14 protein-coding genes and 1 riboswitch are annotated in these 13,104 nt (G+C 67.7%); of the genes, 3 read left to right on the top strand and 11 right to left on the bottom strand.

Annotated elements, in window-relative coordinates:
• From tcuA to HJG44_RS21340, 7 genes are all read right to left on the bottom strand, one after another.
• The coding region (tcuA, locus tag HJG44_RS21310; RefSeq protein ID WP_171220424.1) for an FAD-dependent tricarballylate dehydrogenase TcuA at positions 1 to 948 on the bottom strand (948 nt) is incomplete at its 3' end.
• Between the two features lie 34 nt (positions 949 to 982).
• Positions 983 to 1,720: a helix-turn-helix domain-containing protein gene (locus HJG44_RS21315; protein ID WP_171220426.1), complete on the bottom strand. Its 738-nt coding sequence runs from the start codon at positions 1,718 to 1,720 to the stop codon at positions 983 to 985.
• Between the two features lies 1 nt (position 1,721).
• A complete protein-coding gene (locus HJG44_RS21320; RefSeq protein WP_171220427.1) occupies positions 1,722 to 2,636 on the bottom strand; it encodes an NAD(P)-dependent oxidoreductase in 915 nt (304 codons plus the stop codon).
• An 8-nt stretch (positions 2,637 to 2,644) separates the two neighbouring features.
• Positions 2,645 to 4,114: an aldehyde dehydrogenase gene (locus HJG44_RS21325; RefSeq protein WP_171220428.1), complete on the bottom strand. Its 1,470-nt coding sequence runs from the start codon at positions 4,112 to 4,114 to the stop codon at positions 2,645 to 2,647.
• A gap of 11 nt (positions 4,115 to 4,125) precedes the next feature.
• Positions 4,126 to 5,334, bottom strand: coding sequence for an ABC transporter substrate-binding protein (locus tag HJG44_RS21330; protein ID WP_171220429.1), 1,209 nt, complete (start codon positions 5,332 to 5,334; stop codon positions 4,126 to 4,128).
• 16 nt (positions 5,335 to 5,350) lie between these two features.
• A complete protein-coding gene (locus tag HJG44_RS21335; protein ID WP_171220430.1) occupies positions 5,351 to 6,199 on the bottom strand; it encodes an alpha/beta fold hydrolase in 849 nt (282 codons plus the stop codon).
• On the bottom strand, positions 6,196 to 6,621 hold the full coding sequence (locus HJG44_RS21340) for a hypothetical protein (RefSeq protein ID WP_171220431.1): 426 nt from the start codon (positions 6,619 to 6,621) through the stop codon (positions 6,196 to 6,198). Before HJG44_RS21340 ends, HJG44_RS21335 begins: the two co-directional genes overlap by 4 nt.
• Positions 6,622 to 6,827: 206 nt before the next feature.
• Positions 6,828 to 6,937: riboswitch (TPP riboswitch) on the top strand.
• 80 nt (positions 6,938 to 7,017) lie between these two features.
• Between HJG44_RS21340 and thiC the strand changes: the two genes are divergently transcribed.
• The gene (gene thiC / locus HJG44_RS21345; protein WP_171220432.1) at positions 7,018 to 8,910 is read left to right on the top strand and encodes a phosphomethylpyrimidine synthase ThiC; all 1,893 of its coding nucleotides are present in this window, start codon (positions 7,018 to 7,020) and stop codon (positions 8,908 to 8,910) included.
• A 455-nt stretch (positions 8,911 to 9,365) separates the two neighbouring features.
• Here thiC and HJG44_RS21350 read toward each other — a convergent pair whose 3' ends face one another.
• The 3 genes from HJG44_RS21350 to HJG44_RS24100 all read right to left on the bottom strand — a co-directional run bounded on the left by HJG44_RS21350 (position 9,366) and on the right by HJG44_RS24100 (position 11,085).
• Positions 9,366 to 9,893: a Swt1 family HEPN domain-containing protein gene (locus tag HJG44_RS21350; protein WP_171220433.1), complete on the bottom strand. Its 528-nt coding sequence runs from the start codon at positions 9,891 to 9,893 to the stop codon at positions 9,366 to 9,368.
• A 58-nt stretch (positions 9,894 to 9,951) separates the two neighbouring features.
• Positions 9,952 to 10,590: a DUF5343 domain-containing protein gene (locus HJG44_RS21355; RefSeq protein ID WP_171220434.1), complete on the bottom strand. Its 639-nt coding sequence runs from the start codon at positions 10,588 to 10,590 to the stop codon at positions 9,952 to 9,954.
• Positions 10,591 to 10,659: 69 nt separating this feature from the next.
• On the bottom strand, positions 10,660 to 11,085 hold the full coding sequence (locus tag HJG44_RS24100; RefSeq protein WP_171220435.1) for a DUF2277 domain-containing protein: 426 nt from the start codon (positions 11,083 to 11,085) through the stop codon (positions 10,660 to 10,662).
• 38 nt (positions 11,086 to 11,123) lie between these two features.
• Here HJG44_RS24100 and HJG44_RS21365 point away from each other — a divergent pair, with 38 nt between their 5' ends.
• Together HJG44_RS21365 and HJG44_RS21370 are read left to right on the top strand one after the other, a co-directional pair.
• The gene (locus HJG44_RS21365) at positions 11,124 to 11,363 is read left to right on the top strand and encodes an antitoxin (protein ID WP_171220436.1); all 240 of its coding nucleotides are present in this window, start codon (positions 11,124 to 11,126) and stop codon (positions 11,361 to 11,363) included.
• A 46-nt stretch (positions 11,364 to 11,409) separates the two neighbouring features.
• The gene (locus tag HJG44_RS21370; protein WP_171220437.1) at positions 11,410 to 11,805 is read left to right on the top strand and encodes a PIN domain-containing protein; all 396 of its coding nucleotides are present in this window, start codon (positions 11,410 to 11,412) and stop codon (positions 11,803 to 11,805) included.
• Positions 11,806 to 12,488: 683 nt separating this feature from the next.
• Here HJG44_RS21370 and HJG44_RS21375 read toward each other — a convergent pair.
• A complete protein-coding gene (locus HJG44_RS21375; RefSeq protein ID WP_171220438.1) occupies positions 12,489 to 12,977 on the bottom strand; it encodes a hypothetical protein in 489 nt (162 codons plus the stop codon).
• Between the last annotated feature and the right edge of the window lie 127 nt (positions 12,978 to 13,104).

The raw sequence follows: 13,104 nt of genomic DNA on the forward strand, positions 1-13,104 counted from the left end.
GAAGAGCGAGGGCATGAAGAGCTCGAGCGAGGAGGCGTCGAAGACGATGTAGGCGATCTGGTCCGGCTGGGCGGCGACGAGCCGGCCCCAGATGGCGTAGCGCTTCGGCCAGATGTCCTCGCCCTCGTCGTAGAAGCGCTGCGCATGCTTGTTCACGACGATGCCGAAGACCACGCAGTCGAGCCGGGTGATGATGCCGCCGTCGTATTTCGGCGCCCGGGCGTCGATGGCGACGGCGTGGCACTGGGTCGGATCGCCGACCTCCTGCACCCCGTTGTCGAGGAGGAGGCGCAGGATGGTGCCCTTGTTGTTGCGCGTGCCGCGGATGAGGAAGTTGTCGGCCGCATCGCCCCAGTAGCGCTTCAGCCACGCGATGTTGGATTCGAAGCCGCCCGCCGCCGCCACCAGCGCGCGCGCGGAAACCCGCTCCGTCCCGCCGATCGTGGCCGAGAGGAACATGCCGTCCTCGATGGCGAGGTCGGTGACCTCGGACAGGTAGCGGATCTCGACCCCGAGCCGCCCGGCCGTGGCGTAGAGCGCGTTCAGCATCGCGCGCCCGCCGCCGAGGAAGAAGGAGTTGGTCCGGCCGAGCGAGAGCGTGCCGCCGAGCGAGGGCTGCCAGCGCACGCCCTGGGCCTCGATCCAGGTCAGCATCTCCTTGGATTCCCGGATCATGTGGCGGGCGAGCTCCTCGTCCGTCTGCCCGCCCGTGACGCGCAGCAGGTCGTCGAAGAACTCCTCCTCCGTGTAGGGCCCGGTCAGGATCTCGGTCGCGGCATCATGCGCGCAGCGCATGTTGCGCGTGTGGCGCGTGTTGCCGCCGCGCCAGAACGCGTCCGCCGCCTCCAGCACCAGAACGCGCGCCCCCTCCCGACGCGCCGAGATCGCCGCGCACAGCGCCGCATTCCCGCCCCCGATCACAAGCACGTCGTAGGGCCGATCCGTCACGCCGCCGGCATCCTGTGATGTCCTGGTCCGCCGCTCATCGGGCCGCGCGGGCTCGCGGCGGCCTGTCGGCGCCGAGGGAGCGGCTGAGATTCTCGGCGGCTTCCAGCAGGAGACCGCGCATCGCGGCCACGGCCTCGTCCGTGAACCGCTCTCCCGGTCCGGAGAGGGACAATGCGCCGGCGAGATCGCCGCCCGGGCCGAAGACCGGGGCGGCAAGTCCGGCGCAGCTGGGATCGCGCTCCCCGCGCGAGAGCGCGTAGCCGGCGCGGCGCAGAGGCTCCTGCTCCGGGCCGCTGTCCGGCGAGAAGGCGACGAGCACGCGTCCCGCGGCACCGCGGCCGAGAGGCAGGATGTCGCCGGCCTCGACCCGGTCGAGCGTCGAATGCCGGGAATTCACGCGGAACAGGCACAATCGGGTGCCGGGCCCGTGGAGAACGTGGAACGAGGCGCTCTCCGTTCCACGCTCCACGAGATCGCTCAACACCGGCACCACATGGAGCCGCAGCGGGTTCTGGCGCTCGTAGGCGAGACCGAGGCGGAAGGCGGACGGCCCCAAGCCGTAGCGGCCGTCGCGCAGGCGCGTGACGTAGCCGGCGGCCTCGACGGACGAGAGGAGCCGCAGGATCGTCGACTTGTAGAACCCGGTCCGGCGCGCGAGCTCGGCGAGGGTGCTCGGCTCCGGATCGTCGGCGAGCGCTCCGAGGATCGCGAAGGCCCGATCGACGGCCGCCACGCCGTCCGGAGGGCCGCCGGGCTGCAGCTTCTCGGTCACGTCAAGCTCCGGGCCCGCCCTCGTTCGGCTTCGGGTCCAGGATCCGACTGACCACGGGCCAATACAGGTCGCCGTACCCGGCCTCGGACGCCTGCCGCAAGAGATCGTCGGCCGTCCTCGCACCGCGCAGGTCCAGGCCGAGATCGCTGCCCAGGCTGAGCGCATAGGACAGGTCCTTGCGGGCGTAGTCGGTCGAGAACGCCCTTTCCGGGAAACGGCCCGGCAGGATCGCCTTCATGCCGTGGTTCCGGAGCGCGAAACTGTCCGCCGATCCCTTCTGCAGGGTCTCGAACAGGACCTGTCCGTCGAGCCCCGCGCGGCGCGCGACCGCGATGGCCTCCGACAGCGCGACCACCGTCTCCACGAGCACCATGTTGTTGAGGATCTTCACGATCTGGCCGGACCCGACCGGCCCGCAATGCGTGATGTCGGTCGCGAGGGTGGCGAGCAGCGGATGGAGTTCGGCGAAGTCGGCGGGCTCCGCCCCGACCATGATGCTGAGCGTCCCGTCCTCGGCGGCCTGCCGCGTCCGCGCAATCGGCGCGTCTGCGTAGCGGGCGCCGCGCTCCCGAAAGTGGTCCGCAAGATCCCGGGTCAGGTCGACCGGCGACGTGCCGAGATCCACCACGAGCGTGCCCGGCCGTATCGCCGCGAGCAGGCCGTCCGGTCCTTCGCAGACCGCCTGCACGTGGCGGCCGCTCGGCAGTGCCATGAAAATCACCCCGCAATCCTGCGCGAGGGCGGCGATGCCCGGTGCCGGCTCGACGCCGTGCTCGTGCAGGCGCCGGAGCGGCTCGGCCGCGCGATCGAAGCCGAGCACCTCCCGTCCGCTCTTTCGGGCGAGGTTCCGGCACATCGGCTCGCCCATGACCCCGAGGCCGACGAATCCGAGCTTGGCTGGGGGGCGGTCGGCCATGGCCGCGCTCAATGCCTGCCCGCCGCGGCGGGCCCGCCGCCCAGGCCGAGATAGATGCTCTTGGCCTGCTGGTAGAGGCGCATGCCGGAAATTCCCTTCTCGCGGCCGATGCCGCTGTCCTTGAACCCGCCGAACGGCGTGGAGATGCTGAGCTGCTTGTAGGTATTGACCCACACGGTCCCGGCCTCGACCGCGCCGGCCACCCGCAGCGCACGCCGGTAATCGGCCGTCCAGATCCCGCAGGCGAGCCCGTAGGCGCTGTCGTTCGCCTGTTCGATCAGGTCGTCCTCGTCGTCGAAGGGCAGAACGCACAGCACGGGACCGAAGATCTCCTCGCGGCAGGCCCGGGCCGAGTTGGACAGGCCCGTGATGACGGTCGGCAGGTAATAGGCCCCGCCATCGAGGGCGCCGCCGTTCGGGCGGCGGCCGCCCACCAGGATCTCGCCTCCCTCGCCGATCGCCGAGGCGACGTAGCCCTCGACCCGCTCACGATGCGGGAACGAGGCGAGAGGCCCCATTTGGCTCGCGGGATCGGTCGGCATCCCGACGCGCAGCGCCGCAGTCCGCTCCTTGAGGAGGCTCAGGACCCGGTCGGCGACCTCGCGCTGCACGAACAGGCGGGAGCCCGCCACGCAGGATTGCCCGCTTCCTTCGAAGATGCCCCCGATCACGCCGTCGACCGCCGCCTCGAGATCCGCGTCGCCGAAGACGATGTTGGGCGACTTGCCGCCGAGCTCGAGCGCGACGGGAATGAGCCGCTCGGCGGCGAGCTTCGCGATCGCGCGGCCGGTCTCCGTGCCGCCTGTGAAGGAGATCATCCGCACGCCCGGATGGCGGACCAGCGGCATGCCCGTGTCGCGGCCGGTGCCCGTCAGCACGTTGAGGAGCCCCGGCGGCAGCCCGGCCTCCAGCGCGATCGCGGCGACCTCGATCGCGGCCGTCGGGGTGACCTCCGAGGGCTTCACGATCACGGCGTTTCCCGCGGCGAGCGCGGGGGCGACCTTCTGCGCCTCCATGGTGAGCGGGGAGTTCCACGGCGTGATCGCCGCCACCACGCCGACCGGCTCGTACATCGTCAGGGACAAGTAGTCGCCGCGGGGAGGGGTCACGTCCGAGCCGAGCGTCTCGCAGACGCCCGCATAGTACCGGAACGTCGCCGCCGCGCTCGCGACCTGGGCCCGGCACTCGGCCATCACCTTCCCGTTCTCGCGCATCTGGATCTCGGCCAGGCGCTCGGCCCGACGCGTCATCCCGTCGGCGATCCCGGCGAGGATGCGCGCCCGCTCGTGCGGGCGCATCCGCCTCCAGGCGGGGGCGCGGGCAGCCTCCTGCGCGGCGGCCACGCAGCGCTCGACGTCCCGGGGCCCGGCGGCGCTCACCTCGTAGTTGAGCGCGCCGGTTGCGGGATTGACCGACGCGAAGGTTCCCGCGTCGCCGCGGACGCGCTCGCCCGCGACCAGGAACGGAACAGGATCCATCGGGGAAGCCGTCACTTCTTGACCAGGGGGCATTCGCTCTCGGACAGCGGCCGGAACGCCTCCTCGCCGGCCACCTTCTGCAGGATCTTGTAGTAATCGTACTGGTACTTGGACTCGCCCGGGTCCTTCACCTGGACGAGGAACATGTCGTGCAGGACGCGGCCGTCGGCCCTGATCTTCACGTCCTTGTTGTACATGTCGCTGACCGGCATCTCGCGCATCTTCGCCGCGACCACCTTGGGGTCGTCGGTGCCGGCCGCCTTCATCGCCGCGAGATAGTGGCGGACGCCGCTATAGACGCCCGCATGGATCATGCTGGGCACGCGGCCGTTATGGGCGGCCATGAAGCGCTTGGTCCAGGCGCGCGTCTCGTCGGTGACGTCCCAGTAGAACGACGTCGTGATCTGGAGCCCGTGCGCCGCCTTCAGCCCGAGCGCATGCACGTCGGTGATGAAGACGAGCAGCCCGGCAAGCTTCTGGCCGCCCTCCACCAGGCCGAACTCGCCTGCCTGCTTGATGGCGGTCTGGACGTCCTTGCCCGAGGTCGCGAGCCCGACGACGTCGGCCTTCGAGGCCTGGGCCTGGAGGAGGAAGGACGAGAAGTCCATCGTGTTCAGCGGGTGCCGGGCCGATCCGACCACCTTGCCGCCCGCGGCCTGGATGAACTTGGCCGCGTCGCGCTCCAGCGCATGCCCGAAGGCGTAATCGGCCGTGACGAAATACCAGTTCTTGCCGCCCGCCTCCGTGATCGCCTTGCCGGTGATCTTCGAGAGCGCATAGGTGTCGTAGTTGAAATGGAAGCTCTGGGGCGAGCAGGCCTTGCCCGTGAAGTCGGACGCGCCCGGCCCGGAAACGATGAAGATCTTCCCCTTCTCGTTCACGACGCCGAGTATCGCAAATCCCGCCGAGGACGCGGCGCCGTCGGCGATGAGATCGACGCCCTGCTGGTCGATCCACTCGCGGGCGACCGTGGAGGCGACGTCCGGCTTGTTCTGGTGATCGGCCGCGATGATCTCGATCCGCTTGCCGAGGATCGTGTTGCCGAAATCCTCCGCGGCCAGGCGAGCGGCCACCACCGATCCGACGCCGCCGTTGTCGGCGAAGACGCCGGACTGATCGTTCAGGACGCCGATCCGGATGACGTCGCCCGCGGCATCGGCCGCGCTCGCGCCGGCGAGGATTGTCGAGGCGAGCACCGCCCCCAAAAGCTTGAGCCTCATCGTTCTCTCCCTCTGGTTATACGGTCTTGATCTTCTCCAGGACCGGCATGATGTAGCTTCGGAACTGCTCGGGATTTTCCGACATCGGAAAATGACCGAGCCGCTCCATCACCTGCACGTCCGCGCCGGGGATGCTTTTGGCCGTGCGGATCGTGTCCTCGGGCGAGCAGGAGAAGTCGTATTCGCCGGTGAGCAGGAAGAGCGGGCAGGCGGAGGTATCGATCTCGCCGGTGCGCGGCCGCAGGTCCCCGTCGACGCGATAGAAATACAGGTCGCCTTTGAAGACGCCGGGCCCGCCCTGCATGTAGTGCCAGAGCGTTTCGCGACGCCGGGCCTCGGGGCCGCCCGGCGCGATCAGGCCGGAGACGAGCGCCGCGCAGACCTCGCCGCCATGCACGTCGGGGCGATGGAGCCAGGAGGTGTCGTACCACGGCTGCTGAAAATCAGCGGCTTCGAGCCCGATCAGGGCGCGGAATTCGCGCGCATGCTCGATCGCGAGATTGAGCACGATACGGCCGCCGATCGAGCAGCCCATCACGACCGGACGGTCGAGGAAAAGGGCGCGGCACACGGCGCGGATCGCCTCGGTGTAGGACCGCGTCGTGAGCCGGTACTCCTCGCCTCGCCAGGTCTCGGGAGGATTGGACTTGCCGTGAAAGGGCAGGTCGAACGCGATGACGCGGAAATCGCGCGTCACCTCCTCATCGTTGAGGAGATGCCGCCACTGCCGCCCGTCGGAGCCCGCCGTGTGGAGGCAGACGAGGGGGATGCCCCGCCCGGCCTCCTCGACATAGACGCGGTGCGGAACGCCCTCGATCTCGCAGCGGAGATACCGCCCGAGGATCGGCTCGAAATCCGGGCTCATGCCGCGCCTCCCGGGCGCTCGGCACGCGGCAGCGCGAGCAGGTCCTTGAAGAACTGCAGGTTGGCCAGGAAGGGGTGCAGGTCTCCTTCGAGGGTCGCGACGCGGCGCTTCGTCATCGCGAGAAGGTCGTGGAAGCCCGCGCGCGGCACGCTCCGCCAATGCTCCTGCCAGGCTTCCGGGGTGGCCCGATAGGCGAAGCGCCAGGAGCGCATCAGGATCGGGCCGGGCTCGGCCGCAACGACCTCGCCGGAGCGGATGGACAGATGCACTCCGGCCCGGAACGTGCCGACGAGGCATTCCACGTCGACGAAACGCCGCATGGGCGTCTCGCGCATGGCCGCGCGGGAGAGCTCCGGCACGTCCAGCAACCGCTCGAGGATGTCCGCTTCGCTCGGCTCCGGCCGCGTCTCGCCAGGCGACATTCCTTCCTCCCGCCAGTGTTGTTCTGAACAGCAGAACATCCGTTCTGTATTGCGAAAACCGCTACATCGCCCGGCGCGGCTTTGCAACAGCCCGAACGGAGATTCTCCGGTCGACAGGATCGACCGCGCGCCCGGCGCGGGCGAGTTCGGCCGCTCGCGCCGCGCGTGACAGCATTTGACAAGCGCTGCGGCCGGGCCGACAGTCGAGCCGTTCCGAGGGGGGTCCCCGCAGGGGGGGCTGAGATACGGGCGTTTCCCGTGACCCTTGAACCTGATCCGGGTCATGCCGGCGAAGGGACTGGAACCGGCGCGCGTCAGTACTCCCCCGAAGCGCCCTCCATCTCCTTCCTCCGTCAGGCCGAGAGGCTGGCAATTGTGCCGGCCGAGGAGGAAACAATGACGGTTCACATCGATCCGAAATCCGCAAAGCTCCCGGTCGGCACGCCCGAGACCGTGACCACCGGGCCGATCCAGGGCTCGCGCAAGGTCTATGCGTCGCCCAAGGGCCGGCCCGACATCCGCGTGCCGTTCCGCGAGATCGCGCTGACCGACCCGAACGAGCCGCCGGTCCGCGTCTACGACGCCTCCGGCCCCTATACGGAGACGGATGCCGGGATCGACCTCGCGGCCGGGCTGAGGCAGACCCGCCGCGCCTGGATCGACGCGCGCGGCTTCGAGGCCGTGCCGGGGAGGGCGGTGAAGCCGGAGGACAACGGCAATGTCGCTCCCGACAAGCTCGTGCCCGAATGCCCCGCCCGACGCACGGTCCTGCGCGGAAAGCCCGGCCAGATGGTCACGCAATACGAATTCGCGAAGGCCGGCATCATCACGGACGAGATGATCTATGTCGCGCACCGCGAGAACCTCGCCCGCGAGGAGGCGCTCGCGAACGCCGCCGAGACCATCGCGGATGGCGAATCGTTCGGCGCCGCGATCCCGGATTTCGTCACGCCGGAATTCGTGCGCAGCGAGGTCGCGCGCGGGCGGGCCATCATCCCGGCCAACATCAACCATCCCGAGCTCGAGCCGATGGCGATCGGCCGCAACTTCCTGGTCAAGATCAACGCCAATATCGGCAATTCCGCGGTGACCTCCGGCGTGGCCGAGGAGGTGGAGAAGATGGTCTGGGCGACCCGCTGGGGCGCCGACACCGTCATGGACCTCTCGACGGGCCGCAACATCCACAACATCCGCGGCTGGATCCTGCGCAACTCGCCCGTGCCGATCGGCACCGTGCCGATCTACCAGGCGCTGGAGAAGGTGGACGGCGATCCGCTCAAGCTCGACTGGGAGGTGTTCAAGGACACCTTGATCGAGCAGGCCGAGCAGGGCGTCGACTATTTCACCATCCATGCGGGCGTGCGCCTCGCGCACGTGCCGCTCACCGCGAACCGCGTCACCGGCATCGTCAGTCGCGGCGGCTCGATCATGGCGCGCTGGTGCCTCGCCGGGCACCGGGAGAGCTTCCTCTACGAGCGCTTCGACGAGATCTGCGACATCATGCGGGCCTACGACGTCTCGTTCTCGCTCGGCGACGGCCTGCGCCCCGGCTCGCGCGCCGACGCGAACGACCGCGCCCAGTTCGCCGAGCTCGAGACGCTGGGCGAGCTGACCAAGATCGCCTGGGAAAAAGGCTGCCAGGTGATGATCGAGGGTCCGGGCCACGTCCCGATGCACAAGATCAAGGTCAACATGGAGAAGCAGCTGCGCGAATGCGGCGAGGCGCCGTTCTACACGCTCGGCCCGCTCACCACCGACATCGCGCCGGGCTACGACCACATCACCTCGGCGATCGGGGCGGCGCAGATCGGCTGGTACGGCACGGCGATGCTCTGCTACGTCACGCCGAAGGAGCATCTCGGCCTGCCGAACCGCGACGACGTCAAGACGGGCGTCATCACCTACAAGATCGCCGCGCATGCGGCGGACCTCGCCAAGGGCCACCCGGCCGCGCTCCTGCGCGACGACGCCCTCTCCCGCGCCCGCTTCGACTTCCGCTGGGAGGACCAGTTCAACCTCTCGCTCGACCCGGACACGGCGCGCGCCTTCCACGACGAGACGCTGCCCAAGGACGCGCACAAGGTCGCCCATTTCTGCTCCATGTGCGGCCCGAAATTCTGCTCGATGAAGATCACGCAGGATCTTCGGGCGGAGGTGCAGGCGATGGGGGACAACGAGCGCCGCGCCCTGGAGGTGGCGAGCGCCGAAGCCGCCCGCGCCGGCATGGCCGCGAAGAGCGCGGAGTTTTTGGCGACCGGCGGCAAGCTCTACGTCGACGCGGCGGAGTGACGAGCGGCAATAGTCGCGAAGGTCATGGCCGGGCTTGTCCCGGCCACCTCGGCCCGCTGCTCAGCGCCCCGCCTCTCTCCCCTTGCGGGAAGAGCCTGCCCTCGGGCCCTACCCGAGGGGCCGCGTCGCCTGCGGCAGCAGGCGACCGGGTGAGGGGGCTGTTCCCTCTCCGGCCGACGCGCCGGATTGGGATAAGATCACCTTCCAAAAGCCGGCTATTATGCCGCGAACTACTAGTCTAAGTGACTATCGGTCTCACGGCTGAATTGCCGGCGCGCGAAGGCCCGATATGCCCTCGAAGTCCGGAGCAATAGGTTTGCCACAAACTCTGCGCTGATGTTCGAACCATCAATCCGAAAGTTTAGGACAGCGTCGCAGGGGCCGCCCTCTTGCGGGGCGGGAGGTTGTGGCACTTACCTCTTCTTCGAGGTTGTTCTGGAGCTTAGAGGCTGAAATCACGACATAATCGTAAACCAGCTCCGTACCGCAAGATTGAGACGCTCCTGCTCTAGCTCTCCTGTCGGATTGCAATGGGCAATCGGCCCGCGAAGCAGATTGAGCTGATTCGAAACGTTGCTGACCGCGCTCTTAGATTGAAACACCGGATCAAAGAGGTCCCAGTTATCGGTGATCAGCTGCGACAGCTCGCCAAATGTGGTGTAGTCGATCAATCGGTCAGAACGTGTGGTGATCCCGCTATCTACCTCCCTTTTTCTCCGTTGCGTGGCAGGCTTTCGGATTCGGTCCTCGTCGACCCTCTTGCTTTCCCACCAGTCTGCGCCCTCCGCGTCGATCAGAATGTCAGCAACGAGTTTGCGGATAGAATTTTCTAAGCAGTAGAAGACTTCGTAGAATTCTGACATCCGAGCCGCTTCAGATCGAAGCGCCGCTTCGAACTGATCGTAATCCGACGACTTTCTTCCTCGCCGATTATCTACCTGAAAAGCTAGATCGATGCTGAACGTTCGCTCAATGTGCGACATGCTAGACGCGATCTGAAGGCCTGACATTCCGAAGGCTCGGACAAAACCGTCTGGTCGCTTAGGCATCGTCTTCTCGCAGAAGGTGAGTCTTCAAACTCTTGAAGATCGCGTCGAAGACAGCGGCGTCCGACGTTGCGGGCAGATTCAGGTTGATCGTGTAGCCGAGTCTGAACTCGAAGTTCCTGTCAGAATGCGCAGCCCTCTGCCGTTGGTTTCCTTGAGGAGCATCGTCCTCCGGAAGGATCACCGTGGGAGCTCGCGCCTCTGTAGGCATGTTGAAATCCGCGAAATTCTTCAGGTGCTTGATGCAGCTCACCGTCAGCTTCACGGGATTGGAGTCATGCGCTTCTCCGGTTTCCTCAACCACGAGCCCAAGAAGTTCGGAGTCGTTCAGCTCATGCATGTACTCGTTTCGTACGTACAGCGGTGCATACGCTCGGCGTATCGCGGCTGCAACTGCTGATCCGGAAGATGCCGGATTTCGGAATTTGCGGTAGGCCTCAGAGGGTGTTCCGTCGCTGTTGGCAAAGCCGAGCTTTTTGAGGAACGCTGTCATTTGATCCCCGGAGCCGCCCGGGATTTTCAGGATAGTTTTCACGAAGTCCTGGCTGACGCGCTCGGGAACAGCTGCGGCCTTGATGCCAAGAAGCGCCTTCTGGATGTTCCCGGGTGAGGTCACATACGGCAAAGATGTCAATTGGTTTGCTCCACGGCGGGAGCAAACGATCACGTTAGTGTCGATCGCGTCAATGGCTGAACGAGCAAGTCAGTCGTCACAAAGCCCGGAGTCCATAGGTCTCGCGGGCCACCTAGGTGTCTGGAAAAGCCGCTCCCGTGACCGCGCCCGCGCCTTCTCGGCCTCGACGGCCCGGTCCCGCGGCGGGGCGCTCGTGTGAAGCGAGGCGAGGAGGTGGCGGGCGGCGTGGGTGATCTTGTCGACGACCCCGTCGAAGGCCTCCGCATTGGCCTTCGACGGGTGCGTCGTGCCGGAGAGCCTTGCGCCGAATTGCAGCGCCGCGGCTCTCTCCACTGTCATTCCCGGCCGGAGGCGGCGGAGCCGCCGGAGGGGAAGGGAATCCCGAGGCGGCTGCGGACTGTGAGGTTGGCTGGATCCCCTTCCGCCTGCTGCGCAGACGCCGGGTTTGACGAGCGGGTCCTCCGCGTGACAACGTATATACGCGGATTGACACATGTCGCCCAGTGCCTACTCTCTCCTGAGAGGAGCCCCCCATGCCCCGTACGCGTGTGTTCAAGTCCGGCAACAGCCAGGCGGTCCGCATACCGGCGGAGCTGGCCTATGAGGATGCTGCGGCGGAGCTGACGATCAGCCGGCATGGCGACGTCATCACGCTCTATCCGGCGCGCACCGGCCTCAAGGACGCAGTGGCGCGGCTGCGCGGTATGCCTAAGCCGCCCGATGTCGAGCGGCGCGAGCCGATCGAGATGCCCGAGCGCGAACAAGTGGGTTGAGCATGATCTCACCGGAAAACCGGTTCCCACTTTTCCGGATCATGCGATGGCCTTTCTCATCGACACCAACATCGCGATCCATGCGCGGGACGGGACCGAGCGCGTGCTCGACGCCTTGGCCGAGCATGACGGTCAGGTGCTGCTCTCTGCGCTGAGCCTCGCCGAACTGCAGCGCGGGCTCCACCGCGATCCGGCCGTAACCGCGCTCCGGAGGGAGCGGCTTGCGATCCTGCTCGAGGCGATCCCCGTAATCCCGTTCGATGCCGCCGCGGCCGAGGCTTATGGGACGATCATCGCTCAATGCGGCTGGGTGCGCGGCCGCGACTACGATCGCATGATCGCAGCGCACGCGATCGCCACAAGCTCGACCCTCGTCACGAACAACGAGGCGGATTTCCGCGACATTCACGGGCTGACGCTTGTGAACTGGACGAGCGGCTGAGCGCTCCACTGTCATTCCCGGCCGGAGCAGTGCGGCAGCACTGCGGAGGGGAAGGGAATCCAGGGACGTCGTCCGCGGTGGGAGGTGTGCTGGATCCCCTTCCCGGCCCTGCGGGCCGCCGGGGATGACAAGGAGCCCTTCCCGGGCGCTGCGCGCCCGCCGGGGATGATAGGCGGCTTGACAATCATAGGAATATAGTCTAGATCGGCTTCGTCCTCTTCGCCGAGGGGCGCTCTCGCGAGGCGTCAACAGAGCGGAAGAGCTTGAATGGGCCGGAATGGGCGAGAGCCCAGGCCGGCTGACGCGGCGCCTGCGGGCGGGTTTCGCGAACCCGCACTCGGGGAGCCGGACCAGCGCCGCCCTCCGGGTAATACGGCCCGGGCGCCAGTGCAGCATGGCTAGTGTTCTCTCGTCCGGCAACGGGCGAGGGGGCGGAAGAGCGGCAGGTCCGGTCCAAAATCGCCGCCCGTGCCGGGGAAACCCGGACGCGGTGCTTGTCGTCTGGATCCTCGGGTCAAGCCCGAGGATGACAGGCGGGCGGGCATCGCGGGGACGCCGCAAGGCTCCTCTATAAAAAATTGATCGAGCGTTTCGGCGTCCCACGCCCCTCGACCAATTCACCCGCTCTTTGAAGTCGCCCGTCCTGACCGACCCCGCGCCGGGGAAGGACGGCGCGTGGGCGCTCACTCCCAGCAGGTCGCCTCGGCGATGCTGGTCGGGCGCACATTCGCGCCCGTTCCCGTCCGGTTGACCGCGACCGCGACGCCGTTGCCGTAGCCGACCGACCTGCAGGCGTTGACGGCGCAGCTCGCCTCGGCCTCGTTGCCGCAGGCGAAGGGCGCGAAGCGCAGCGTCGCGGCCGGGCGCCGGCCGCTGGTCGCCGCGACGAGGCGCTCGAGCCCGGCCCGGATCGCGATGATGTCCGTGCGCAGGCCCTCCATGGCGGGCGGCACGGTGCGGGTCGCGGCCTCCAGCCGCTCCAGGCGGTTGGAGAAGGTCTCCAGGGCCTGGCTGTTCCGCTGCAGCGCGGCCGTGTTCTGGCGCAGGGCCTCGAGCACGGAGCGCGTCAGGACGGTCTGCTCGCTCTCGGGCCCGGGCGGCTGCTGCGCGGCCGCGGGCGGCGCGAGGCAGAGGCCGGCCAGGAGGGGCCAGAGGAGGCGGGCTTGTCGCATCGGGATCCTCGGGTGCGTTGGTCGCGCCGGACCAAAGCACGGCCCGGGCTCCCCGGCCAGGGCGGGCGCGCTTTACGCTGCCTTAAAGCGCCCCGATTTAGGCTCTTTGCGTCCGAGCTTGGCCCGC

The organism is Enterovirga aerilata (assembly GCF_013044135.1).
Lineage (GTDB): Bacteria > Pseudomonadota > Alphaproteobacteria > Rhizobiales > Beijerinckiaceae > Enterovirga > Enterovirga aerilata.